This window comes from Ciceribacter thiooxidans (genome assembly GCF_014126615.1).
GTDB lineage: Bacteria > Pseudomonadota > Alphaproteobacteria > Rhizobiales > Rhizobiaceae > Allorhizobium > Allorhizobium thiooxidans.
In genome coordinates, this window is record NZ_CP059896.1 from 311,635 (window position 1) to 335,806 (window position 24,172).

Here is a 24,172-nt window from a genome sequence, read left to right on the forward strand (position 1 = left end):
CGCTTCGTTCGATCAATGGCCTTTGGTCGTCGTGATCCTCTGTCACGGCGGTAGATCCGAACAACCTCGAACCAGCGCGGAAGACCACTCGTGGCAAGATCGGCAAAAGGCGGAACAGGCAACCGGGTGACGATCACCCGCGCGCTCTCGAAGCTCGGCTATTGCTCCCGCACCCAGGCGGAAAGGTTGCTAGCGGAAGGGCGGATCTCGGTCGCGGGGAAACCCGTTACGGATTTTGACACCTGGGTAGACATCCGCTCGGACCGTATCGAAGTCGACGGGCGTGCCGTCGCGGCGGAGGAGAAGGTCTACGTGATGCTGAACAAGCCGCGTGGCCTCGTCACCACCAGGGATGATCCGGAGGGGCGGGAGACTGTCTTTTCTCGTCTCGAAGGTACCGGGTTCGGCTTTCTTTCCCCTGTCGGGCGGCTCGACAAGGCAAGCGAAGGCTTGCTGTTGTTTACCAATGATACGGTTTTCGCCCAGAGGCTCCTCGACCCTGCAACCCACGTGCCGAAAGTCTATCACGTGCAAGTCGGCGGGCACCTCGATGACCGCCAAGCCAGGCAGCTGGAGACTGGCGTGCTGGTGGAGGGGGAGACATGGCGTGCCGCTTCCGTCCGGGTCATCCGCCAGGGGGAAAAGAACACCTGGCTGAAAGTGACGCTCGAGGAAGGGCGAAATCGCCAGATCCGCCGGATGCTGGAGGCGATCGGTGTCGAGTGCCTACGCCTTGTCCGCGTGGCGATCGGCGAAATCGAACTCGGTGATTTGCCGAAGGGGGATGTCCGTCGCCTGACCACCGACGAGATCGCCATCCTGCGGAAAGCCACCGGATTTTGATGCCGGTGACGGTCGCCACCGTCCGGTAGGACTTCGACTTCTGCGATCTTGGGATTCAGAATAGTTTTGGATCGCAGATCTGCACACAAATGCGGCAGATTCGTCGCGGGTACGCTCTCCGTTCTGGGAAGCCATGCGTCTTGCGGGACATACCAAAAAAGGTCGCAGCCTCGTTATCCTGCATTGCGGGACGGAATCTCAAATCTAAAACAACCGCTTATTGAACAACGAGATCACGAGGCGGATTCTCGCATACGCAAAAAGGCCAATTTCAGCTTTCTCTTTCGTAGCGTATTCGTAAATAGAGAGGTGGAGAGCTGGTTTACGGCCGGATCGTCCCCATCTATTGCCGCGGCGAAACTCTTCGGACTGTTTGGGCAGGAATGAATACCGTCATTGTTTTGGACAAGCATGCGCTCGCGCGGTTTCGGGCGGATCATCCCTGGTTGCACCTCTCAGATGACGTTGTTGAAGTCTCGCTCTATCTGGACGACAACGGAGCTCCCCTGCGTCTTGCCGGGACACGACTGAATGAGGGAATACTCGAAGAGGCCGACTGCGACCGGTTGCCGGCGTCGACAGCCTTCGCCATCGTGCGCAGCGCGCCGGCGATCGGGAAGGTAAGGTCCTGGATGCCTGCCGGCGAACAGGATGTGTGGCGCATCTTGCAGGACCTGATCGACATGCCGTTCGCCGTGCCCGGCGGCAGTGCCAACAAGGCCCGCTACGATCTGCTCGACGATGGCTACCGGATCGCCCGGCAGCTGACGCTCGAGGCCTTGAATTGCCGCGCCTTAAAGACGGAAGTACCGGCTGAACGTATGCGTTTATGTCGCGCGGCCAGCTCTGTGCCGCGGACTCTAGCCGACGTCCGAGAATCGAGCAGGTCGGTTTTTCTGGAGGCGGATACCTGGCGAATGGTGGCCGTACTCAGAGACGAGTTTATGCTCGCCGGTGGCAAGAACTATCTAACTGCGGTCTCGATTCCAGAAAATGGAAAGCCGGGTATTCCTGCGGGCCTGCAGAAGGTCATCGACGAGGCGCTCTTCGACACCGCGCCCGTGGCCTTTTCTGTATCCACGACGGGGTACCAAAGCTCCCGTTTCATGAGCGTAAATCAATCCTATCTGGACCTGACCGGGCGTTCTTGGGCGGACCTCAGCGGCCGCGAAATGTTGGCAAGTGGCGTGGCCGTCGACAGCCCCGGACGCAAACGCCGTCTCGAACTGCTTCAGCAGCAGGGCGGCTACGATTCCGAGACTGCGGAGATTCGGAGAGGTGATGGCAAAACGCTTCCCGTCGTGATCTCCGCGAAACGCTTGCTTGTTGCCGGCGAGGCCTACGACCTGGAGGCCATTTTTGCTCTCCATCGGAATGCGCCCGTACCAGACGGCTCCGGCAATGTCGTTCGCCTTCTGCAGCCTGCCGGCTGATGCGCTGCAGAAGGTTTTAGGCCGGCTTATCGACGAATTTTCGGCTCACGAAGGGCGATCCGACGAGCCCGAATCTCCAAGGGCGGTCGGTTGCCTTGGTGATGCCTATTCGCCTGCCGACTGCAACAGGAGGGGTCGCAGTCGGCAGAGCAAAACCGAACGGTGGCGAAAGGAGTGGCAAGCCATCGTGTTCCCGTGTGACCGCCAACGCCTCGCACAGACGGCCGGGCCCCGAACAAAGCGTTCTGAGGTCGGTACGACCGCGCCGCATCTGCATCTCTTCAATGGCGCACCCTGGTTCGATTGCGCGGATCAGGACGGCGCTCGCCGGCCGGCAGACCACGTTGAGGCACCAGTGGATTCCATAGGAGCGGTAAACGTAGACGTGCCCGGCCGCGCCGAACATCGAACGATTTCGCGGTGTCTGGCCGCCGAAGCTGTGCGAGGCCGGATCGTCCGGCTCGTAGGCCTCCGTTTCCACTATGATGCCGCCGACGCCTTCCAGCGTAAGGGTTGCCCCTATGAGATCCCGTCCGACATCGATGGCGCTGCGGTCGAAGAAGCCGTCGAGGGCACTTCCATGCAGCGGCAACAACGGATCAGAAGTCCGGGAAGATGTCTCTGACATAGCGTCTGACGATCGTGAGGCTTCTGTCCTGTTCAATACGGTAGACCTCGATGACGGTTCGCCCGAAGCGGTCCTGGAAGCGGTGTTCGAACGTGCTGCCGACGGGTGCCTTGGTCAACTTCGTGCGCGGCTGTCCGCCATAGGTGATGCTGCCCGGCACAGGCTCCAGTTGGGGACCGCCGAGGTGCGGCGTCGCCGTACAGGATGAAAGTACGACCGCGGTCAAAACGGCAATGGTCCTTCGCATGCCCATTCTCCTTGAACGATGACCTGAGATACCGCGAGCAACGGTGTCTGGGCAAGGAGGTTCCTCTGCCATCGTCGATGCCCCAGGCGCGGCGACATCTTTTTCCATCCGGGCGGTTGTGCTTTCGTGGTTGACGAATGTCGAGTTTTGACTTACGACTGACGAAAAATGAAAAACGTCACAAATAACCAGATGGCAAGAAAGATGTCCGAAGCTGCTGACAATACCGCAGAGAACGCCAGGCAGGAAAACGTCACGCGTATCCTCGATGCGGCGGAGCGGTTGTTTCGCCACTATGGCTACTACAAGACCAACGTCGCGGACATCGCGAAGGATCTCGGGATGTCGCCGGCGAACGTCTACCGGTTTTTTTCATCGAAGACCGAAATTCACCAGGCGCTGGCGCAGCGGATGCTGGATGCGGGCTATGAGGTGGCCCTGGCGATTGCGCGCTTGCCGGTCACTGCCGAGGAGAGGCTCCGTCGGTACGGACATGCGATGCACAACATGACCGTCGAGACGATGCTCGATCAGGAGAAGGTCCATGAGATGGTGGTTGTCGCCATCGAGGAGGAGTGGCCGGTCATCGACGCGCACGTCACCCGCCTCGACGAGGTTATTACCTCGATTATCAGGGACGGTATCGAGACCGGCGAGTTTGCGCCGCAGGACCCTGAATCTTCCGGTCGTTGCTTCAGTGCCTGTCTTGCCGTCATCGTTCATCCGCAGATGGTGACCCAGTGCCTGATGAAGCAGAACCGCCCGAATGCTGAAGAGCTGATCGAGTTCGCTCTGAAAGCGGTGAAGAACTAGACCCGGTCGCTAACACCAGCCCGTCAAGCTGACAAATCAGGAGCATAGTGTGATGTCGAGTGTCAAAGGAGTCGCAGGTAGGCTGCTGATCGGCCTGTCGCTGATGGCGACCGCGGCGTTGGCCTCCGGGTGCAGCGAACAGGAAAGCAAGGCCGAATCCGTTGTTCGCCCCGTCAAGGTGATCGAGGTCGCGGCCAGCGAGAAGGGGCGCAGACTGGAATACTCGGGCGCGGTCAAGGCTCGCTACGCGATCAATCTCGCTTTCCGCGTCAATGGCAAGATCACCGAACGCCCGGTTGACATCGGCGACAGGGTCCGTCCGGGAGATATTCTGGCACGACTTGACGCCGCGGACTACGAGCTTGCGGTCACCCGTGCCGAGGCCGACCTTCGCTCGGCTACCAAACAGGTCGGCACGCTCAGGCTGTTCAAAGAGCGCGCCGAGACCCTTTATGCGAAGAATGCTGCGTCGAAATCGGAACTCGATCAGCGCACGCTCGCCTACGACCAGGCCCTGTCGACCGAGCAATCGGCCATTTCCGCTCTCGAACAGGCAAAAAACCAGGTCGCCTATACGAAGCTTCACGCCGACATGGCCGGCATCGTCACGGCGGTCAATGGTGAGCCCGGTCAGGTGGTCGGTTCGGGTACGCCAGTCGTGACCATCGCGATGGACGGAGAGAAGGAAGTCCAGGTTGCCGTGCCGGAGACCGACATAGCGAACTTCGCGGCGGGCGCCGCCGTCAAGGTTCGGTTTTGGTCGCAGCAAGGTACAGTGCTGGACGGTACCGTCCGGGAAGTCGCCGGCAGCGCCGATCCCCGCTCCCGAACCTTTTCCGTGCGAGTCCGCATCCCTGACGACCAACGCGTGCTGCTGGGAATGACCGCGACCGTGGAAGCACGGGTCGGGGGCGGGCCGGCAGGGTTCGACATTCCCCTGAGCGCGCTCGCAGAAAGGGATGGCGGTCCCGTGGTCTGGCTGGTCGACCGGGACGCCGGCACCGTCCGTCCGCGCTCCGTCCGGCTCGGCGAGTTCTCTGATGACGGCGTGATGGTGAACGAGGGACTTTCGCCCGGTGACATGGTCGTTTCGGCTGGCACCCAGTTCATGAGTGACGGCCTCAAAGTGAAAGTCTCCGCGGCCGATGCACAGCAGACGGCCGTGAATGCCGCACCGGCCGCCGCCGTGGCGCGCTGACGCCCGCTTCCGAAAATGTCTCTACCAGAGGGCTCCCTATGAGCACGTCCGACCGAGAAAAGACGCCGTTCAACCTGTCGCGCTGGGCGATTGCGCACGGTAGTCTCGCCCGATTCCTTTTCGCGTTGATCATCGTCGCGGGAGCACTCGCGATTGCCAATATGGGGCAGAAGGAAGATCCAGACTTCACGTTCCGTGTCATGGTCGTCCAGACGGTCTGGCCCGGCGCCAGTCTCGACGAGATGCAGGATCAGGTCGTCAACAAGATCGAACGGAAGCTGCAGGAGACCCCGCACCTCGATTACATCCATTCCTATACGCGCGCGGGGATGGCGATCACGACCGTCAACATCAAAGGCGACACCAATGCCGCGGAGGTGAAGGACGCCTTCTATCAGGTTCGCAAGAAGGTCGGCGACATCGAGCAGGAGCTGCCCGAAGGCCTGATGGGTCCTTACTTCAATGATGAATTCGGCGACACCTTCGTCACGATGCACGCTCTCTCCGGCGAGGGATACAGCTTCCCTGAACTCAAGGAGTTCGCCGTTCGGGCGCGCGACATGCTGCTCGCCACGCCGGGTGTCGAGAAGGCGGTGATCCTCGGTGATCAGCCGAGAGAGATCCACATCGACGTCTCCTCCAAGGTGCTTGCAGAGCGGGGGCTGACGCTCGCTGACCTGCAAGCCGCGCTCGCCGGGCAGAACAATGTCGACTCGGCGGGCTCGGTGGAATCCGCCGTACGGTCAGTGCGCGTTTCGGTGGAAGGCGACCTTCGCTCGGAAGACGATGTGCGTGAATTGCGGATCAAGGCCGGCGGCCAGGTTATTCGTCTCGGTGACATTGCCTATGTCTCGTCGGGTCTCGCCGAGCCGTATACCCGAAAGTTCCGTTTCAACGGTCATGACAGCGTCCAGATCGGCGTCGTGATGGCGCCTGGCTTCAAGGTAACCGATGTCGGCAAGGCGATCGAGGCGACCTACGAGCGCTTCACAGCGTCGCTGCCGGTCGGCGTCTCCGTCGACCAGATTTCCAATCAGCCGGAGGTGGTGCACGAGGCTGTCGGCGAATTCTCCAGGGCCTTGATGGAGGCGCTGGTGATCGTGCTCGTCGTCTCGCTGCTATCGATCGGTTGGCGGTCGGGGATCGTCATCGCCATCACCATACCGCTGGTGCTCGCCGCGACCCTGGCCATCATGTACCAGCTCGGGATCGAGCTACAGCGCATATCGCTCGGCGCGTTGATCATTGCGCTCGGGCTGCTGGTCGACGACGCCATGATTGTCGTGGAGCTCATGGAGCGGAAGCTCGACGAAGGACTCGAGAAACTCGACGCGGCGACCTTCGCCTACTCGTCGACCGCGTTTCCGATGCTGACGGGCACGCTGATCACCGTCGCCGGCTTCATTCCGGTGGGCTTCGCGGCGTCGACGGCAGGCGAATATGTCCGGTCGTTGTTTTACGTCGTGGGGATCGCGCTCATCACGTCCTGGTTCGTCGCCGTCTATTTCACCCCGTGGCTCGGCCACATGATCCTCAAGCAGCGCGCGCATGCCGGGCAGGGGCACCACGATGTCTTCGACACGCCCTTCTATCGGCGACTGCACAGCGCGGTCGGCTGGGCCGTCCGGCACCGCGTTATCGTCCTGATGCTGACACTTGCAGTTTTCGTGTCGAGCCTCTTCTCATTCACCGTCATCACCCAGAGCTTCTTTCCGAGGTCCTCTCGTCCGGAAATTCTCGTCGACATGTGGTTGCCCGAGGGAACCAGCGTGCTCGAGGTCGAACGGCAGGCGAAGGCGCTCGAAAAGCAGATTCTCGACGACCCCGACAAGACGTTCGTCGCGACCTACATCGGCGAAGGCATCCCACGCTTCTTCCTGCCGCTGGACCAGCAACTGACCAATCCCAATTTTGCGCAGTTGCTGGTAATGGCGAAGGACGAGGATGCCCGGGAGCGTATGATCGCCAAGCTGCGCGGCATATTGGCGGAGGATTTCCCGTCCGTTCGCTCGAAGGTCGACCGCCTCTTCCTCGGCCCTCCGGTCGGCTGGCCGGTGCAGATCCGCGTCGTCGGACCGGAAAGCAGCGAGGTTCGAGCAATCGCTGACCAGGTGAAGAGCTATTTTACGCAGGACCCGCTGATCGGAACCATTCATGACGACTGGCTGGAGCCGGTGACGACGATGAAACTCGTCATTGACCAGGACAGGGCGCGGGCGCTCGGCGTTACCTCGCAGCGCGTCAGGCAGATGATCCAGGCTGCGGTTTCCGGTGTTCCGCTCGATACCTTCCGCGATGGGGATGAGACGGTCTCGATCGTCGCCCGCGAACCGGACGCTTCGCGCAATCTGCTCTCAGCGGTCCAGTCCGTCTATGTCCCGACCGATTACGGTGGCTTCGTTCCGGTCTCGCAGCTTGCGAGGGTCGAACCCGTGCTGGAGCAGGGAATCGAGTGGCGCCGCAACCGTCTACCGGCGATCACGGTGCGTGGTACGATCCCGGACGGCGCGGAAGGCAGCGAGGTTGGGCTCAAGCTTTTCGAGCGCATGAAGGATCTGCGTGAGAGCCTGCCGGCCGGCTATGCGATCGAGATACAGGGCGGCGCGGAGGAATCGGCCGAGAGTCAGGCGTCCATCGCCGCAAAACTGCCGATCATGCTGCTGGTCACGCTGGTTCTCCTGATGGTGCAGTTGCAGCACTTCGGCAAGGCGTTGCTGGTGCTGGCGACCGGGCCGCTCGGGATCATCGGCGCGGCTGCCGCGCTGCTGATCACCGGAGCGCCCTTCGGCTTCGTGGCCATCCTCGGGGTGATCGCGCTTCTCGGCATAATCATCCGAAACTCGATCATCCTGATCGACCAGATCGATCAGGACATTGCCGCGGGGGTCTCGCGGCAAGATGCGATCATCGGTGCCGCCGTGCGGCGTTTCCGGCCGATCGCGCTCACGGCGATGACTGCGGTGCTCGCGCTCATCCCCATTTCGCGGGGCGTGTTCTGGGGGCCGCTCGCTTATGCGATGATGGGCGGCATCCTCGTCGCGACACTGCTGACGGTGTTTGCTCTTCCTGCCGGCTACGCATTGTTCTTCGGTCGCGAGCCGAAAAGGGCACATGCGCCGGAGGCGGAGCAGGAGCCCAAACCCAGACAAGAGGAACTCCCGCTCGCGGCAGAGTGAGCGACACTGGCCGAAGTGGAACATTTTCGCACTTCTCCGGTTGCAGCCCTGACGGTTGTCACATGGTTGCGACCGGAAAAGGAGGCACTCATGCCAGCGAAATCGAAAGCACAGCAGAAGGCGGCCGGCGCTGCCCTGGCGGCGAAGCGCGGCGAGGCCAAGAAGAGTGATCTGAAGGGGGCATCGAAGGGGATGCTGAAATCGATGACGGAGAAGGAGCTGGAGGATCTGGCGTCGACCAAGCGGAAGGGAAAACCGGAGCACGCCTCCAAGGACGATTGAGCGTGACCGATGCGGTTAGCCCTTGTCCCGGAGGTTTAGCCGAATCTCCAGAACGTGCAGTAGCCAGAGCACGATCAGTGCCAACGTGGTTGCCAGGAACGCAAGCCTCAGAAGACCGAGACCGCAGGCGAGCCCTGTCGCGCCGGAAAGCCACAGGCCCGCTCCGGTCGTGAGCCCTTTCACCTCGCCCTTGGTGAAGACGATCAGCCCGGCGGCAAGAAACGCGACACCCGAAGTGACTGCCTCGATCAGTCGAATCGGATCGACGCGGATGGACTGCTCGGCGAAATCCTTGTGGTGGGTGATTTCGATCGTCAGAAGCGCAACGAGTGCGCTTGCGAGACATACGAGCATATGAGTGCGCAATCCCGCCGCCCTGCTGCGACGCTCGCGCTCGTATCCGACGGCAGCGCCGCAGAGAAGCGCCGCGAAGAGGCGGATTGCGACGAGCGAGTCCGGAAGCCAGCTCTTCGCACCGAGATCGGTCAGCAAGTTCTCCATCCACGATTCCTAATGATCCTCGTGGTCCTCACGGGCGGGGTCGTCGCTCATTTATCCGTCGGCTTCGCCCCGCCCGGCGTCGAGGAATAGGCCGCCGAAACGGGGTCGCTTGCAGGAAAGGTGCTTTCCAGCCCCTCCTGCAGCTCCTCCTCAAGCTCGGCGGAGTCGCCTTTCTTGCGGGCGCTTGGCGTCCACTTTTCGGCACTTTCCCTCGTCGTTACTCCGCCCTCCTCGCCGTCCGGCATGCCGCCAACCTGGAGAAGAAGCACCTTCGCCTTCTCGACCGCGTTGAGCCGGTTCAACTGCCCGGTCTCGGACTGGCGCATCAAAACGGAGATGACCTCTCCGCCGTCGCCGACGAACTCGACGGTGTAACCGCTCTTGCCGCCCATTTCTTCGTGGACCTGAATTCCGACAATCTGCATCACCTTTTCTCCCCTGCTGTGCATTCCAGGGAAACGCGGATCGTGTTCCGGAAGTTCCCCGCCGGTGGCTGCTGTCGCGTTTCATGGCAGCTGACGGTGCGATCTTGTGTCAATCTGGCGCAAGATTTTGTTTACCATATCGAATTCGCTAACCAGCAAGGACTGAACAAACAGAGGTGCATCGCGTTCTGAGGTCAAAAGGAGCCGACCGATGTCCAGGAAGCAAACTCTTGTTCTGATTGTCGAAGACGATGTCTTCGTTGCCATGGATGCTGTCGACAGCGTGAGCGGCGCAGGTATTGAGGCGCTCACCGCCGAAAGCGTCACCGATGCGATAGGCATCCTCGAGCGCGAGGAAATTTCCGCCGCCATCCTCGACTTTCATGTCCGCGACGGAATAGTGACGCCGCTCATCGAACGTCTGCGCGAGCGACATATCCCTTATCGGGTCGTCACCGGATCGCCCGTCGCCGAGCTTTTGGAAAAGGGTGTTCCGTTGAACCTCTGCGCACCGAAACCGGCGGACTACCGGGCGATCGTGGGAACTCTGGTCCCGATCGGCTCCGCGAGTTCTCCTTCGGCTCCGAGATGACGCCGGTGACATGCTTTGCGTCTCTTCATTTGCATTTACCGGTTGGACAGCGAAGCGTGCTAAGAAATGCACGACGCAGGCAGACGTCGGGTGGATCGGGACACGATCCCGTTCAGCCCGGCGCGACCTCCTCCGCAGTGATGGGATCCCTTCCCGTTTCCGCAATCGACACCTTGGAACGCTGGCACTCATATGGCAAAGATACTCTCGATCGCACTCAATCCGGCCATCGACATCGCAAGCGAAGCGGAGCAGATACGGCACACGCACAAGACGAGAACCCATAACCAGCAACAGTTCCCCGGTGGGGCGGCATCAATGTTGCTCGCGTGATCGCCGAGCTCGGCGGCAAATGCGACCTCGTCTATCTTTCCGGCGGGGCGACGGGCGAGCTGCTCGAGAACATGTTGAAGCGCATCCACGTGCAACATTTCCCCGTCCACATCAAGGATCCGGTGCGCATCGCCTATATGGTGCATGAATCGTCGACCGGACTCGAGTATCGTTTCGTGCCGGAGGGACCCGTCGTCAGCGAAGAAGAAGTAAAACCGCTCTTCGACTTCATGGAGAAGAGCGACGCGGAGTATTTCATAGCAAGCGGCAGTCTCCCGCGGGGGGTCGAGACGGACATCTACTCGCGCATGGCCGACATCGCCTCGCGCAAGGGAGCGCGGTTCGTGCTGGACACTTCCGGCGATGCGCTGAAGGTGACCTTGTCGAGGTCGTGTGTCTTTCTGGTCAAGCCGAGCGTCGGGGAACTTGAAGGGCTGGTCGGACGCCGGCTCAATCACGGCACGGCCGGCGAGGCCGCACGCGAGATCGTCCAGAGCGGTGCAGCCCAGTATGTCGCCCTCACGATGGGCAAGGATGGAGCTCTGCTAGCGACCGCCGACGATGTCATGCGTTTTCCGGCGATCCAGGTGCCGGTCCAGTCCGCCGTCGGGGCCGGAGACAGTTTTGTTGCCGCCATGACCTGGTCGCTGGCCGAGGGACACGATATCGGCGAGGCATTCCGCTTCGGCCTCGCGGCGGGTGCGGCCGCAGTGATGACGCCGGGAACCGAGCTCTGCCGGAGGCACGACGTGCTCGAACTCTACAAGACCCATGCGGAAAATGCCAAGGCGCGGCATTGACCTGCAGCGGGTAAAGCCGAGGCACTAGAGGCGGTTCCCGCTCCCGGCGTCGAACAGCTTCGCTTTTGCCATATTGACCTCGAACGAGAAGAACTCGCCCGGCTGCACCTTTTCTTCCGGCCGTACTCGTGCAATCGCTTCCATGCCACCGAGCGTGAAGACGAGCATGGTGTCCGGACCTGTGGGTTCGACCACGTCGACCTTGCGTTGGAAGACGAAAGTCTCGCCGTCGTCAGCTCCATGGGCTCCTCTGTGGGTGATCGTTTCCGGGCGCATGCCGAGATAGATCTCGCCCCCGAGCCGGTCTGCGACTTTCTCCGCCTGTCGCGGGGAAAGCGGGAATTGCACAGTTCCCTCGTCATCGCTCACCTCGACGAAGGTTCCGCCGTCTCTCGTCACCCGGCCGCGAACGATGTTCATCGAAGGTGACCCCATGAAGCCGGCGACGAAGAGATCGACGGGATTCTCGTAGATTTCCTCGGGCGTGCCGAACTGGCGGATGTGACCGTTGTCCATAACCGCGATGCGGGATGCGAGCGTCATCGCCTCGATCTGGTCGTGGGTAACATAAATGATTGTCTTGCCCAGCCTCAGATGCAGCTTCTTGACCTCGGTGCGCATCTCGATGCGGAGTTTCGCGTCGAGATTCGAAAGCGGCTCGTCGAACAGGAAGACGTCCGGATTGCGCACCAGTGCCCGGCCCATCGCCACGCGCTGGCGCTGGCCCCCGGAAAGCTGGCCGGGCTTTCGCTCGAGCAGCTGGTCTATATGCAGCAGTTGCGACACGTCCGCGAGGGCGCGCTCCTGCATGTCGTGCGCTATCCGACGGGTCTGCATGCCGAAGGTGATGTTGTCCCGAACCGATTTCGTCGGGTAGAGGGCGTAGGACTGGAACACCATCGCGATATTGCGGTCCTTCGGAGGGACGTCGTTGACGACATCCTCGCCGATACGGATGTCGCCGCTCGTCAGGGTCTCGAGACCGGCCACCAGATTGAGCAGGGTGGACTTGCCGCAGCCGGACGGACCGACGAGCACGATGAACTCTCCGTCCTCGATGTCCAGGTCCACGCCCTTGATGACCTCGACGGGGCCGAATTTCTTCCAGACGTTGCGCAGTTCCACGCGAGCCATTGCATCAACCTTTCACCGCGCCGGCGGAGAGCCCGCGGACGAAGTACTTTCCGGCGATAATATAGACGAGGAGCGTCGGCAGGGCCGCGATGATCGCGGCCGCCATGTCGACATTGTATTCCTTCACGCCCGTGCTGGTCGCCACGATGTTGTTGAGGGCGACCGTCACCGGATTGCTGTCGCCGACCGTAAAGGCGATCCCGAACAGGAAGTCGTTCCAGATCTGGGTAAACTGCCAGATGACCGTCACGACGATGGTCGGCAGCGACATCGGCAGGAGGACGCTGAAGAAGATTTTGAAGAAGCCAGCGCCGTCGATTTTCGCAGCGTTCACGATGCCGTCGGATACCCCGACGAAGAAGTTGCGGAAGAAGAGCGTGGTGAAGGCAAGTCCGTAGATCGTGTGGACGAGGATGAGGCCGTAGACGCTGCCCGCCAGTCCGAAATAGCCGAGCATGCGGGCCATCGGCAGCAGGACCACCTGGAAGGGAATGAATGAGCCGAAGAGCATCAAGGCGAAGATGATGTCCGCTCCGCGGAAACGCCATTTGGTGAGTGCATAGCCGTTGAGCGCCCCGAGGATGGTGGAGATGATCACCGATGGCACGACCATCAGCACCGAATTCATGAAATAGGGTTCGAGGCCGGTGCAGCGCACACCGACGCAGGCCGATGACCATGCCTTTGCCCAGGCATCGAAGGTGACGGCCTGTGGCAGGCTGATGAGCGAGGATGTGCGGATCTCGTCCAGCGACTTGAGCGAGGTCGAGACCATTACGATGAGGGGCATGAGGTAGTAAAGACAGAAGAGAATGAGCACTGCAAAGAGCAGGCCGCGCAACATGACCTGCCGCAGGCCCTTCCGACGGACGATACCGGACTCCTGGCTCATTTCGCAGGCCTCCGAAGTTCCGAATAGAGGTAGGGCACGTAGATCGCCGTAATCGTGACCAGCATCATGACGGCGCTGGCTGCGGCCGTGCCGAGTTCACTCCTCTGGAAAGCGAAGGAGTACATGAAGGTTGCCGGTACGTCGGTGGCATAGCCCGGCCCACCGCCCGTCAGCGCCATGACCAGGTCGAAGCTCTTGATCGCCAGGTGCGACAGGATCACGAAGGCTGAGAAGAAGACCGGCCGGACGATGGGCAGGATGATGGAGCCATAGGTGCGTACCGGCCCGGCGCCGTCGATCGCTGCGGCCTTGATGATCTCGTCATCGACCGAACGCAGGCCGGCGAGGAAGAGCGCCATGACATAGCCTGAGGACTGCCATATCCCGGCGATGACGACGGTGTAGATCGCCATTTTCGGGTCTACCAGCCAGTCGAAATTGAAATTCTCGAAGCCCAGTCCCTGGATGATTTTCTCGATGCCGAGCGTCGGGTTCAGGATCCATTTCCACGCCGTACCGGTCACGATGAAGGAAAGCGCCATCGGATAGAGATAGACGGTACGGACCACGCCCTCGGAACGGATACGCTGGTCAAGCAGGATGGCAAGCAGCAGCCCGATGACCATGCAGCCGATAATGAACAGGCTCGTAAAGATGAAGAGGTTCTCCAGCGCCACGAGCCAGCGCGGCGTGGTCCAAAGCCGGATGTACTGGGAGAGCCCTGAAAAGGTATAGTTCGGCATCACGCCGGACTTGGTGAAGGAGATATAGACGGTCCAGGCGATGAAGCCGTAGACGAAGAGAAGGCTTGTCGCGAAAAGCGGCGACACCACGATCTGCGGTAACCACCGCTCAAGGAAGCGGTCGAATACGACCCGCCCGGTCTTTGAACCTGCCATGGTTTGGGCTCCTCCCTTCCCGTGATCCCACGCCTGCGCCGCCTGCCGAACGGTCTTTCTTACGAGCCGGGCCCCGTGAGGGCCCGGCTCAGTTGGCGAACGGTTCGTTACTGTGCCCGCTTGACCGCGTCTGCGAGCGCCTTTGCGGCGTCGGCAGAACTCATGTCGGAGTTGAAGAAGTTCGTCACGACGTCGAGGAACTCGCCGCGAACTGTCCGCGGGATCGCCATCTCATGCGCCATCGAGGGCACGAACGCATTATTCTTTACGGATGCCGTCAGATCTTCGTGCGATTTCAGGGCGCAGGAGTCGAACTTGTCTAGGCTGACGTCGGTGCGTGCCGGGATCGAACCCTTGGCAAGGTTGAAGGTTTCCTGGAACTCCGGCGACATGATCAGGCTCGCCAGCACCTTCTGTCCTTCGATTTGGTCCTCTCCGGAAACCTTGAAGAAGGCGAAGCTGTCGGCATTGAATATATAGCCATTGCCGGGTGTCGGAGCGCAGAGGAAATCCTTGCCCGGCACCTTGCCGGCGGCGAGGAACTCGCCTTTCGCCCAGTCACCCATGATCTGGAATGCCGCCTCGCCATTCATGACCATGGCGGTGGCAAGATTCCAGTCCCGTCCGGAGAAGCCGGGGTCGACGTAACCGCGCAACTTGCGAAGCTGGTCGAAGACCTTGACCATCGTCTCACCGGAAAGTGCGTCCTGGTCCAGTTCGACGAGCGCCTTGCGGTAGAAGTCCGCGCCCTGGCTGAGGACGATTGTCTCGAACACCGTCGCGTCCTGCCACGGTTGGCCGCCATGGGCGAGCGGGGTGATGCCGGCGGCTTTCAGCTTGTCTGCGACGGCATTGAACTCTTCCCAGGTGGTCGGGACCTCGGCACCGACCTTCGCCAGCACGGCCGGATTGACCCACATCCAGTCGACGCGGTGGATGTTGACCGGCGCGGCGACGTATTTGTCCTTGTACTTCATGATTGAAGCGAGGCTCGGCGGCAGGACCGAATCCCAGTTCTCCGCCTTGGCGACGTCCTCGACGTCGTTCAGGCTGCCCTGGTCGGCCCATTCCTGTATGCCGGGACCTTTCAGCTGCACCGCGGCCGGCGGGTTGCCGGCCATGACCCTCGCCCGCAGGGCGGTCATCGCGGCATCACCGCCGCCGCCGGCGATCGGAGAGTCGATCCAGGTGCCGCCCTTTTTTTCGAAGGCTTCCTTCAGGGTCCCGACGGCCTTCGCCTCGCCTCCCGACGTCCACCAGTGAAGCACTTCAACAGTTCCGCCGGCATAAGAAGATGCCGGCAACATCAATGCGGTGACGGCTACCGCCGCCATAAGCGATCTTACCGAAAGCATGGTGACCTCCCGGAGCTTTCATCGATTGCCGGAAACACTCCGGAACCGCTCGTTGAAAATCTGCCTGTATTTCGACGTTGTTTCATTCATCCCGCGTTGCAGCAGGAAACGGATGAACACTGTCGAGATTATAGCTAATTTTCGAATGTCCTTTGATAAGGATCAAGTGAAATAGACTTTCCGGTGCCGGGCCGGAAAGCTTTCGCCGGTGATTGCTTCCGCTATTTTTTCTTCAATCGCGCTTCCGTCTCTGCGACCTTGCGCTTGACGGCGATGAAGCTGTCGGGGCTGACCGACATCGAATTGATCCCGCACTCGACGAGGAATTCGGCAAATTCCGGATGGTCGCTCGGGGCTTGCCCGCAGAGTCCGATCTTGGCGCCGGCCTTGCGCGCCTCGGAAATCACCTTCTCGATCATCCACTTTACCGCCTCGTCCTGTTCGTCGAAGAGTTCGGCGAGCTCACCGGAATCGCGGTCGACGCCGAGCGTAAGTTGCGTCAGGTCGTTGGAGCCGATCGAGAAGCCGTCGAAGCGGTCCGCGAACTTGGCGGCGAGGATCACGTTCGACGGGATCTCGCACATGACGTAGACCTGAAGTCCGTTCTCGCCGCGTTTGAGGCCGTTCTCCGCCATAACGCCGAGAACCTTGTCGGCCTCGCCCACGGAGCGGCAGAAGGGGATCATCACGACGACGTTGGTGAAGCCCATCTCGTCGCGCAGGCGCCGTATCGCCCGGCATTCGAGTGCAAAGCCTTCGCGGTATCGGGGCGAGTAGTAGCGGGAGGCGCCGCGAAAGCCGATCATCGGGTTTTCTTCCTCCGGCTCGAATTCGGCGCCCCCCACGAGGCCGGCATACTCGTTGGTCTTGAAGTCACTCATGCGGATGATCACCGGTTTCGGGAAGACCGCTGCGGCCAGACGTGCCAGTCCGCGGGACAGCTTGTCGACGAAGTAGTCCGGCTTGTGGTCATAGCCGGTGGACAATGCTGCGATCTCGGCTTTTGCAGCTTCGTCCTTCAGCTTCTCGAAGTGCACCAGCGCCATCGGATGAACGCGGATGGCGTTGCTGACAACGAATTCCATGCGGGCGAGCCCGATGCCGTCGGAGGGCATTCGCCACCAGCGGAAGGCCGAGCCCGGATTGGCGAGGTTCAGCATTACGTCGGTTGCCGTTGCGGGCAGGTCGCTGACGTCGAGATCGTTGACGGTCACGTCGGCGATGCCTTCATAGATGAAGCCCTCGTCCCCTTCCGCGCAGGAGATGGTCACCTCCTGCCCGGAGTGGAGGAGCTCGGTCGCGTTGCCGGTTCCGACGACGGCCGGCAATCCGAGTTCGCGGCTGACGATCGCCGCGTGGGAGGTACGCCCGCCGTGGTCGGTGACGATCGCTGCGGCGCGCTTCATGATCGGAACCCAGTCCGGGTCAGTCGTCTGGGTGACGAGAATGGAGCCGTCGACGAACTTGCCGATGTCCTTGGCCGTCTCGATCAGACACACCTGGCCGGTCGCCACTGCGTCGCCGATCGAGAGACCGTTTGCGAGCACCTTTCCCTTGTTCTTGATCTCGTAGGTCTTGAAGACGCCGGCGCCGCGCCTTGCCTGGACCGTTTCCGGTCGGGCCTGAACGATGTACATGGCGCCGGTCTTGCCGTCGCGAGCCCATTCCATGTCCATCGGGCAGCCGTAATGCGCCTCGATCGTCGTGGCCCATTCGGCAAGCGTCAGAATCTCCGGATCGCTCAGGACATAGGCTGCGCGCTCGGCCTTTGACGTCGGGACGTTACGTGTCGGCGCCTCGCCGGTCCCGTAGATCATCTTGATGTCCTTGGCACCGCGCTTCTTTTCGATGATCGGGGTGAGCGAGGGCTTTCCGAGCAGGGGCTTGAAGACCTGGTATTCGTCGGGATCGACGGTCCCCTGGACCACGTTCTCCCCGAGTCCCCACGCAGCATTGATCAGGACCACCTTGTCGAAACCGGTTTCGGTATCGATCGAGAACATGACGCCGGATCCACCGAGGTCGGAGCGTACCATCTGCTGCACGCCGATCGACAACGCGACTTTCATGTGGTCGAAGCCCTTGGCTTTCCTATAGCTGATCGCCCGATCGGTGAAGAGCGAGGCGTAGCAACGCCGACAAGCATCGATCAGAGCCTTTTCACCCTTGATGTTGAGGAATGTCTCCTGTTGCCCGGCAAAGCTAGCATCCGGCAGATCCTCTGCAGTGGCGCTGGAGCGGACGGCAACTTCGACTTCGGCCACACCGGCGCGTCGTGAGAGTTCGCGGTAGGCTTCGAGGATCGCCTTTTCCGTTTCCGCGGGCCAGTCTCCGCGCAGGAAGATCGCGCGGATGGCCTGGCCCGTTTCGGCAAGGTTCGCCTTGCCCGCTTCCCAGTCGGCGAGCAGGCCCGTCATGCGGTCTTCCAGCTTGTTGGTCGTGACATAGTTCCAGTAAGCGTCCGCCGTCGTGGCAAAGCCAGGCGGGACGTCGATACCTTTCGACGAAAGCGTCTGCACCATCTCGCCGAGAGAGGCGTTTTTGCCGCCCACTCTTGGAACGTCGCGGCGGCCAAGGGTTTCGAACCAGGCAATGGATTGAACGACTGCAGACATGGGTAGCCTCCCGAACAGATGAGGATGTGGCGAACATGATCGATGACGTCTCGACCATAGGCGCTACGGGCGCCGGTCTCTTTGACAAAAATCAACATGCAAGTCCGCCGGGCGAGGATCGGCAATTGTCGCGTGTCCTTCATCGGCCAAGAATCGTACTTTTATGGGCTCTTTGTCGATTTCGACCCGGTCTAACCCAATAATACCCCTTGAATTATACGGTGGTTTTGCGCTTATTCGATGCCTAGTCTGGCGCAAGGGGTGGGACTTTACGCGGATCGACGTCCTGGGGATGGATGTCGGGTCGTCTCACCGCCGGTGACGGCGGTCGATGAGACGGAATCCGCTCGGATCTCGTAGATGATATCCACTGCCAGGGTGAATGACTGCTTGTCAGTATTCGCAAGGATACTGATGGCCTCCGGCTGACGGTATCGTGCGTTGTCGTACGGTTCTTCGCCGGTCGTGCCGATAAAAAAGAAGAATTGGAATTGCCCTCCTGGAAACAGCGGGGCGCATGCCGGACGGGCGACCTCACCATCGCCCTCTCCGGCTCAAGGGGAACATAATGAAGATCGCATTGGTGGGCTTCGGGACGTGGGGCAGGCGTTCGCCACCGAATTGTTGAAGTGGAACCATGTGTCGGTCGCCGCTTTCGACACCCAGTTTCTGGGCAAGGGTGGCTGGCTCTGGGATCACGCCTGTGCCATGGGCGTTCAGGCGGTCGATTGCCCCTCACTCAGTGCGTGCCATGCCGACGTCGTGATCTCTGCAGTCACTGCCGACGAATGCGAGGAAGCGGCGATGGCGGCGGCGGACTGCATCAACCCCGGGCAGTATTACTTTGATCTCAACTCCTCTTCGCCGAAGACCAAGCAGAGGGCTGCATCGCATATCGAATGCGCCGGTGGTCTCTATGTCGAGGGCGCGATCATGGCTCCGGTCGCCGCGCGCGGTTTGCACGTTCCAATTCTTTCGGGCGGCGCTCACGCGATGGTTCTTGCAACCCGCCTCAATCCTCTCGGCATGAGTATCACGCCCGTCTCCGCCGATATCGGACGTGTCTCCGCGGCGGCGCTCTGCCGCAATCTTCTGGTCGAAGGGCTCGAAGCCCTGCTCGACGATTGTCTGGCGATCGCGCGCCATGCCGGCGTCGAAAAGGCTGTGTACCAGAGCCTCGCGGAGGACTTTCCATCCATCGACTGGACGGGCCTCGTGCAGGTAATGCGCCCCGAGAATACCGAATACCAGCCAGTGACTACGGCGGAGATGCTGGAGGCGGCCGACATGATGGACGAGTTCGGCTATGACGGCCGTCTGGAACGGGCGCTCGCCTTCCACAGGAAATGCGGTACGGCGGGCAAGATCGCGCAATAGAAGGCGGCAAATTCAACGCCGGGAGATTCCCACGGCGGTTACGGCGAGCCGCTCCGCTTCTCCGACGAGTTCGTCCAACGTCGTGCCGCTGTCCAACTGGTGCCAGTCGATCATTCCCCGGTCTCTTTCCATTTGCCGCTCGAGGATTTCGACGGTCGCATCGGATGCGCCTTGCGGGCGGGCCTTGATCCGGCTTTTCAACGCCTCGGGCGCGGTGTCGAGCCAGATCCCGGTGAAGGGAACTCCAAGCCTTGTCGCCACCGCTTCGATCGCGTCGCGGTGTTCTTCTGTGTCGTAGACGGCATCTACCAGGACCTGTCCGCCGCCAGCCAAAATGACGCCCGCCTTTTCGCAAAGTGCATTGTAGACCCTGGTCGAAATCTCGGGCCGATAGGCCTCTGGTGGCAGCCGCTCGTTCAGGCGCAGCCCGAACATCGCCTTGCGCAGTCGGTCGCTTTCCAGAATCCGCGCGCCCGGCGCGCTGCCGAGCCGTGGAGCCAAGGCGTCGGCGAGTGTCGACTTTCCCGATCCGCTCAGCCCGCCGATGACGACGAGCCGCGGTGAGCCGGGGTGCAGGAGTTCGCGTGCGAAATCGAAATAACCCTTGGCGGACCGGGTTAGTGCGCCGTCCGGATCTGCATCCTCTTCGACCTGCGTGCCGGTGACATGGGCGCGAACGGCGGCGCGCACTGCCATGAAGAACGGCAGAAGCCGGAAGCCTGCGTCCTCGCCGGTCAGGTCGAAATAGCGGTTCATGACGGCGTTGGCGAAGGCATGGAAGCCGCGATGCCACAGGTCCATCAGCAGGAAGGCAAGATCGTAGAGCACGTCAACGGTCGCGATCCGATCGTTGAAATCGATGCAGTCGAACATGCGTGGTCCGGCATCGCCCATGAAGATGTTGCGGAGATGCAGGTCGCCGTGGCAGAGCCTCACCTTTCCTGCCGCCTCGCGCTCGTTCATCAGCGGGGCAATGTCTTCCCAAGCCTTCCGGAAGGCGATGGCGAGAGCGTGAACATCCGTCTCGGCAAAGACATGGCTGGTGGCGAAGCCGGCCTCGTTAATATCGAGAACACCCGCCATGTTCGCCGCGCCGCCGGTCTCATGGACCACTGGCGCCGTTGCGTGGAAGGCTGCAACGATCTCGGCCGTGTCCTCCATCATGGCGGTCGTGAGCTTGCCCTCCGCGGCCATGCGCTCGAACAGCGAATGCTGGGCGAAGCGCTGCATCTCGACCACTGCGTCGATCATCTCGCCCTTGCCGTCGAAGGCAAGGCTGCCGTCGGCCTCTCGGGTGATCTGCCGGACGCCGAGGTAGAGTTCGGGCGTCGCACGGCGGTTGAGTTCCATCTCGCGGTGGCAGAAGGCGAGCCGGAGTTCGGGCGTGGAGAAGTCGACATAGGGGAGTTTCACCGCGCGCTTGAGCTTGAAGGCGAGCCCGTCGATCAGGAAGACGATCGAGATATGGGTTTCGATGATTTTGACGGGACCGGAAAGGCCGTAACTTTCACCCCGTGTAAGAAAATCGATCGTCGGGGACTGGTCGTGGATATCCATTCACTCTCCCTGCGTCTCGGCGGCATTCTTACCTTGTCCGATTCCGCCGCCGATGGCCATATGAGATGGCGTGCCTGCGACGATCGGCGGATGGCTGTCCGCCCGGCGACCAAAAGGAAAGGCCGCACGACGTGTCGGTCGCGCGGCCCTGCAGTTGCCGGAATGTCTCGTGCGGGGATCAGCCGACGTCGAACTTCACACCCTGTGCCAGCGGCAGCGTCTTGCCGTAGTTCACGGTGTTGGTGGCGCGGCGCATATAGGCCTTCCAGGCGTCGGAACCGGATTCGCGGCCGCCGCCGGTTTCCTTTTCACCGCCGAACGCACCGCCGATCTCGGCGCCCGACGGGCCGATATTGACGTTGGCGATGCCGCAATCGGAGCCGCGGGCGGAGACGAAGGTCTCGGCTTCCTGCATGTTGTTGGTGAAGATGGACGAGGAGAGGCCCTGCGGCACGTCGTTGTTGAGTGCCAGCGCCTCGTCAAAGTCGCTGTACTTCATGACATAGAGGATCGGGGCGAAGGTCTCTTCCTTCACCGGTCCGGTCTGGGCCGGCATCTCGACGATCGCTGGTCGGACGTAGAAGGCATCCGCCGCTTCATTTTGCAGGGTGCGTTCCCCGCCCGAGACCTTGCCACCGGCAGCCTTCGCCTCAGCCAGCGCCTTCTGCATGCGGTCGTAGGAGCCGCCGTCGATCAGCGGGCCGACGAGCGTCGACGACTGGAGCGGATTGCCGATCGTGACGGAGCCATAGGCCTGGACCAGTCGCGGCACCAGCTTGTCGTAGACGCTCTCGTGCACGAAGAGGCGACGAAGCGTCGTGCAGCGCTGGCCGGCGGTACCCATCGCCGCGAAGGCGACGCCGCGCAGCGTCAGGTCGAGATCGGCCGTCGGGCAGACGATCGCGGCATTGTTACCGCCGAGTTCGAGGATCGAGCGGGCGAAGCGCGTGGCGAGCCGCGGTCCGACGGCACGGCCCATGGCCGTCGAGCCGGTTGCCGATACGAGCGGGACGCGCGGGTGATCGACTAACACTTCGCCGACGTCGCGGCCGCCGATGAGCAGGGTGGACAGGTTGGCGGGTGCCTTGCCGCCTTCGGCGACATAGCGAGCGAGCGCCTTTTCGAAGATCGCTTGGGTCGCGAGCGCGGTGAGCGGGGTCTTTTCAGACGGCTTCCAGACGGTCGAGTTGCCGCACACGAGGGCAAGCGCCGCGTTCCACGACCAGACTGCAACCGGGAAGTTGAAGGCGGAGATGATGCCGGTGACGCCGAGAGGGTGCCACGTCTCCATCATGCGGTGGTCGGCGCGCTCGGTGGCAATCGTCAGACCGTAGAGCTGGCGGGAGAGGCCGACCGCGAAGTCGCAGATGTCGATCATCTCCTGGACCTCGCCGAGGCCTTCGGAAAGGATCTTGCCGACTTCGATCGAGACCAGACGGCCGAGGTCGGCCTTGGCGGCACGCAGTTCCTCACCGAGCAGGCGAATGAGTTCGCCGCGCTTCGGCGCCGGAACCAGCCGCCATTCCAGGAATGCCTGGTGCGCCGCGGCGATCGCCTTGTCCGCATCGGCCGAGCTGATTTCGGCGAGCTTCGCCAGTTCTTCGCCGTTGACCGGGGACCGGACGGCAAGCGTGCCGCCGGAGAGCTTCGCCTGCGGGACACCGAGGCGGGTGAGGATGGCGCTGACTTCGGTCGAGAGACCAAGATGGGCGAGGGTCATTGGGGTCCTTCCAGTTCTTTCGTTTTGTTATGGCTGGGGAGCGGCGACTCTTGTCTAGACGCGGGCTCCCGCGAAATGGGCGATTTGCGCGCCAGCTTCGTAGTAGGCGCCCTTCAACGTGCGCAGCGATGCCTTTTGGACCGCGGTCACCGGCAGCGGCAGATCGGCCTCGGGGAGCTCGCCGAGAACGCGGCGTGCAATCGTCTTACCGAAAACCGTGCCCGGTGCAATCCCGCGGCCGTTGTAGCCGGAGAAGCCTACGACCTTCGGGGCGAAAGCGTGGAAGCGCGGCAGTGCGTCGCTCGTCATGCCGATGCGGCCGTACCACTCGGCCTCGAATTCGATGCCGGCGAGCGCCGGGAAGAGTTTCTTGAGTGCTCGCTTCGCCCAGGCACGGTGGACGGCGAGGCCGGTGTTGCGCAGCGCTCCGACGCTTCCGAAAACGAGGCGACCGGCCCGGTCCATGCGGAAGGAGGAGAGCACTTCCCTGGTATCCCAGCAGCCCTCGCGGCCTGGCAGGATCGTCTTCAGGAGTTCTTTCGGCAGAGGAGCCGTGGCGAAATTGAAATAGGGGAGCAGTACCTGCTCGTTGCGGACGGCTTCCCAGGGGCCGGTCGAATAGAATTCCGAGGCGACGATAATCCAGTCGGCGGAAACCGAACCGCCTTTCGTGCGAACGATCCAGCGGTCGCCGGTGCGCTCCGTCGAGACTGCGGCGCTGCCGGTATGAATGGTGGCGCCTGCCGCGATCGCTGCCTTGGCCAGGCCGCGGACATAGGCGAGTGGCTGCAGCGTTCCTGCGCGCATGTCGAGCAGGGAGCCTGCATAAGCGGTTGTGCCGGTGCGCCTCGCCGTTTCCTCCGCCGAAAGGATGCGAACGTCGGCGCCCCGTTCCGCCCACTGCCGGCATCGCTCCTTGATTTCGTCGAGCCCGGATTTGCCGACCGCGCAATGCAGCGTTCCGTTCTTCTCGATTTCGCAATCGATGCCGTGCTTCTCGACCAGTTCACGCACCAGCAGCGGTGCATTCCCAAGAAGGTCGAGCAAGCGCTCGCCGTAGATTGGTCCGAGCACACCCGGGATCTCCGAAGGCATGACCCACATGCCGCCGTTGATCAGGCCGACATTGCGTCCGGCGCCGCCGAAGCCGATTTCCGTCGCTTCGAGAAGAACGACTTTCACGCCCTTCTCGGCGAGATGCAGCGCCGCCGAGATACCGGTATAGCCGCCGCCGACGATGGCGACATCCGCCGTAAGGTCGCCGGCAAGAGGAGATGTTCGTGGAGCCGCGGGAGCGGTCTTTTCCCACAAACCGTGGGAACGTGGATCATTCAACATGAGTGTCGTCCGTG

General features: G+C 61.8%; 22 protein-coding genes. 10 read left to right on the forward strand and 12 right to left on the reverse strand.

Annotation, left to right across the window (positions count from 1 at the left end):
* Window positions 1–90: 90 nt before the first annotated feature.
* A complete protein-coding gene (locus H4I97_RS01460) occupies window positions 91–843 on the forward strand; it encodes a pseudouridine synthase (protein ID WP_244658691.1) in 753 nt (250 codons plus the stop codon).
* Between the two features lie 383 nt (window positions 844–1,226).
* Window positions 1,227–2,276: a PAS domain-containing protein gene (locus tag H4I97_RS01465; protein ID WP_182306199.1), complete on the forward strand. Its 1,050-nt coding sequence runs from the start codon at window positions 1,227–1,229 to the stop codon at window positions 2,274–2,276.
* A 16-nt stretch (window positions 2,277–2,292) separates the two neighbouring features.
* Here the strand turns inward: H4I97_RS01465 and H4I97_RS01470 are convergent, their stop codons facing one another.
* Window positions 2,293–2,904 (reverse strand): DNA-3-methyladenine glycosylase, encoded by a 612-nt coding sequence (locus H4I97_RS01470; protein ID WP_182306200.1) that lies wholly within the window; start codon window positions 2,902–2,904, stop codon window positions 2,293–2,295.
* Window positions 2,876–3,151 carry a hypothetical protein gene (locus H4I97_RS01475; protein ID WP_182306201.1) on the reverse strand — a complete coding sequence of 92 codons (276 nt, stop codon included), beginning with the start codon at window positions 3,149–3,151 and terminating at the stop codon, window positions 2,876–2,878. Before H4I97_RS01475 ends, H4I97_RS01470 begins: the two co-directional genes overlap by 29 nt.
* A 204-nt stretch (window positions 3,152–3,355) precedes the next feature.
* Between H4I97_RS01475 and H4I97_RS01480 the strand changes: the two genes are divergently transcribed.
* The 4 genes from H4I97_RS01480 to H4I97_RS01495 all read left to right on the forward strand — a co-directional run bounded on the left by H4I97_RS01480 (window position 3,356) and on the right by H4I97_RS01495 (window position 8,620).
* Window positions 3,356–3,964, forward strand: a complete 609-nt coding sequence (locus H4I97_RS01480; protein ID WP_182306202.1) for a TetR/AcrR family transcriptional regulator — start codon at window positions 3,356–3,358, stop codon at window positions 3,962–3,964.
* 52 nt (window positions 3,965–4,016) lie between these two features.
* Window positions 4,017–5,162, forward strand: a complete 1,146-nt coding sequence (locus tag H4I97_RS01485) for an efflux RND transporter periplasmic adaptor subunit (protein ID WP_182306203.1) — start codon at window positions 4,017–4,019, stop codon at window positions 5,160–5,162.
* Window positions 5,163–5,200: 38 nt separating this feature from the next.
* A complete protein-coding gene (locus tag H4I97_RS01490; RefSeq protein WP_182306204.1) occupies window positions 5,201–8,338 on the forward strand; it encodes an efflux RND transporter permease subunit in 3,138 nt (1,045 codons plus the stop codon).
* Between the two features lie 90 nt (window positions 8,339–8,428).
* Complete coding sequence (locus H4I97_RS01495; protein ID WP_182306205.1) at window positions 8,429–8,620, forward strand: DUF3008 family protein; 192 nt, start codon at window positions 8,429–8,431, stop codon at window positions 8,618–8,620.
* Window positions 8,621–8,635: 15 nt separating this feature from the next.
* Here H4I97_RS01495 and H4I97_RS01500 read toward each other — a convergent pair whose 3' ends face one another.
* Both H4I97_RS01500 and H4I97_RS01505 read right to left on the reverse strand, forming a co-directional pair.
* Window positions 8,636–9,121, reverse strand: coding sequence for an MgtC/SapB family protein (locus tag H4I97_RS01500; protein ID WP_182306206.1), 486 nt, complete (start codon window positions 9,119–9,121; stop codon window positions 8,636–8,638).
* 47 nt (window positions 9,122–9,168) lie between these two features.
* Complete coding sequence (locus H4I97_RS01505) at window positions 9,169–9,546, reverse strand: hypothetical protein (RefSeq protein ID WP_182306207.1); 378 nt, start codon at window positions 9,544–9,546, stop codon at window positions 9,169–9,171.
* Between the two features lie 211 nt (window positions 9,547–9,757).
* Here H4I97_RS01505 and H4I97_RS01510 point away from each other — a divergent pair, with 211 nt between their 5' ends.
* The 3 genes from H4I97_RS01510 to H4I97_RS01515 all read left to right on the forward strand — a co-directional run bounded on the left by H4I97_RS01510 (window position 9,758) and on the right by H4I97_RS01515 (window position 11,271).
* Window positions 9,758–10,138, forward strand: a complete 381-nt coding sequence (locus tag H4I97_RS01510; RefSeq protein WP_182306208.1) for a response regulator — start codon at window positions 9,758–9,760, stop codon at window positions 10,136–10,138.
* A 192-nt stretch (window positions 10,139–10,330) separates the two neighbouring features.
* Window positions 10,331–10,471: a hypothetical protein gene (locus H4I97_RS24490; protein WP_244658692.1), complete on the forward strand. Its 141-nt coding sequence runs from the start codon at window positions 10,331–10,333 to the stop codon at window positions 10,469–10,471.
* A complete protein-coding gene (locus H4I97_RS01515) occupies window positions 10,468–11,271 on the forward strand; it encodes a 1-phosphofructokinase family hexose kinase (RefSeq protein ID WP_244658693.1) in 804 nt (267 codons plus the stop codon). Before H4I97_RS24490 ends, H4I97_RS01515 begins: the two co-directional genes overlap by 4 nt.
* Before the next feature lie 24 nt (window positions 11,272–11,295).
* On the opposite strand, the gene H4I97_RS01520 is transcribed toward H4I97_RS01515, so the two are convergent.
* The 5 genes from H4I97_RS01520 to ppsA form a co-directional block, all read right to left on the reverse strand.
* Window positions 11,296–12,405 (reverse strand): ABC transporter ATP-binding protein, encoded by a 1,110-nt coding sequence (locus H4I97_RS01520; RefSeq protein ID WP_182306209.1) that lies wholly within the window; start codon window positions 12,403–12,405, stop codon window positions 11,296–11,298.
* 4 nt (window positions 12,406–12,409) lie between these two features.
* Window positions 12,410–13,297 carry a carbohydrate ABC transporter permease gene (locus H4I97_RS01525; protein ID WP_182306210.1) on the reverse strand — a complete coding sequence of 296 codons (888 nt, stop codon included), beginning with the start codon at window positions 13,295–13,297 and terminating at the stop codon, window positions 12,410–12,412.
* Entirely contained in the window at window positions 13,294–14,196 is a 903-nt protein-coding gene (locus H4I97_RS01530; RefSeq protein WP_182306211.1) for a carbohydrate ABC transporter permease, read from the reverse strand. Before H4I97_RS01530 ends, H4I97_RS01525 begins: the two co-directional genes overlap by 4 nt.
* Window positions 14,197–14,303: 107 nt before the next feature.
* The gene (locus H4I97_RS01535) at window positions 14,304–15,551 is read right to left on the reverse strand and encodes an ABC transporter substrate-binding protein (protein WP_182306212.1); all 1,248 of its coding nucleotides are present in this window, start codon (window positions 15,549–15,551) and stop codon (window positions 14,304–14,306) included.
* A gap of 221 nt (window positions 15,552–15,772) precedes the next feature.
* A complete protein-coding gene (ppsA, locus tag H4I97_RS01540; RefSeq protein ID WP_182306213.1) occupies window positions 15,773–18,166 on the reverse strand; it encodes a phosphoenolpyruvate synthase in 2,394 nt (797 codons plus the stop codon).
* A gap of 597 nt (window positions 18,167–18,763) precedes the next feature.
* On the opposite strand from ppsA, the gene H4I97_RS01545 reads away from it, so the two are divergent.
* A complete protein-coding gene (locus H4I97_RS01545) occupies window positions 18,764–19,543 on the forward strand; it encodes a DUF1932 domain-containing protein (RefSeq protein WP_182306214.1) in 780 nt (259 codons plus the stop codon).
* A 12-nt stretch (window positions 19,544–19,555) separates the two neighbouring features.
* Here the strand turns inward: H4I97_RS01545 and H4I97_RS01550 are convergent, their stop codons facing one another.
* The 3 genes from H4I97_RS01550 to H4I97_RS01560 all read right to left on the reverse strand — a co-directional run bounded on the left by H4I97_RS01550 (window position 19,556) and on the right by H4I97_RS01560 (window position 24,158).
* On the reverse strand, window positions 19,556–21,100 hold the full coding sequence (locus tag H4I97_RS01550; RefSeq protein ID WP_182306215.1) for a bifunctional aminoglycoside phosphotransferase/ATP-binding protein: 1,545 nt from the start codon (window positions 21,098–21,100) through the stop codon (window positions 19,556–19,558).
* 178 nt (window positions 21,101–21,278) lie between these two features.
* On the reverse strand, window positions 21,279–22,820 hold the full coding sequence (gene amaB, locus H4I97_RS01555; RefSeq protein WP_182306216.1) for an L-piperidine-6-carboxylate dehydrogenase: 1,542 nt from the start codon (window positions 22,818–22,820) through the stop codon (window positions 21,279–21,281).
* A 54-nt stretch (window positions 22,821–22,874) separates the two neighbouring features.
* The gene (locus tag H4I97_RS01560) at window positions 22,875–24,158 is read right to left on the reverse strand and encodes an NAD(P)/FAD-dependent oxidoreductase (protein WP_182306217.1); all 1,284 of its coding nucleotides are present in this window, start codon (window positions 24,156–24,158) and stop codon (window positions 22,875–22,877) included.
* Between the last annotated feature and the right edge of the window lie 14 nt (window positions 24,159–24,172).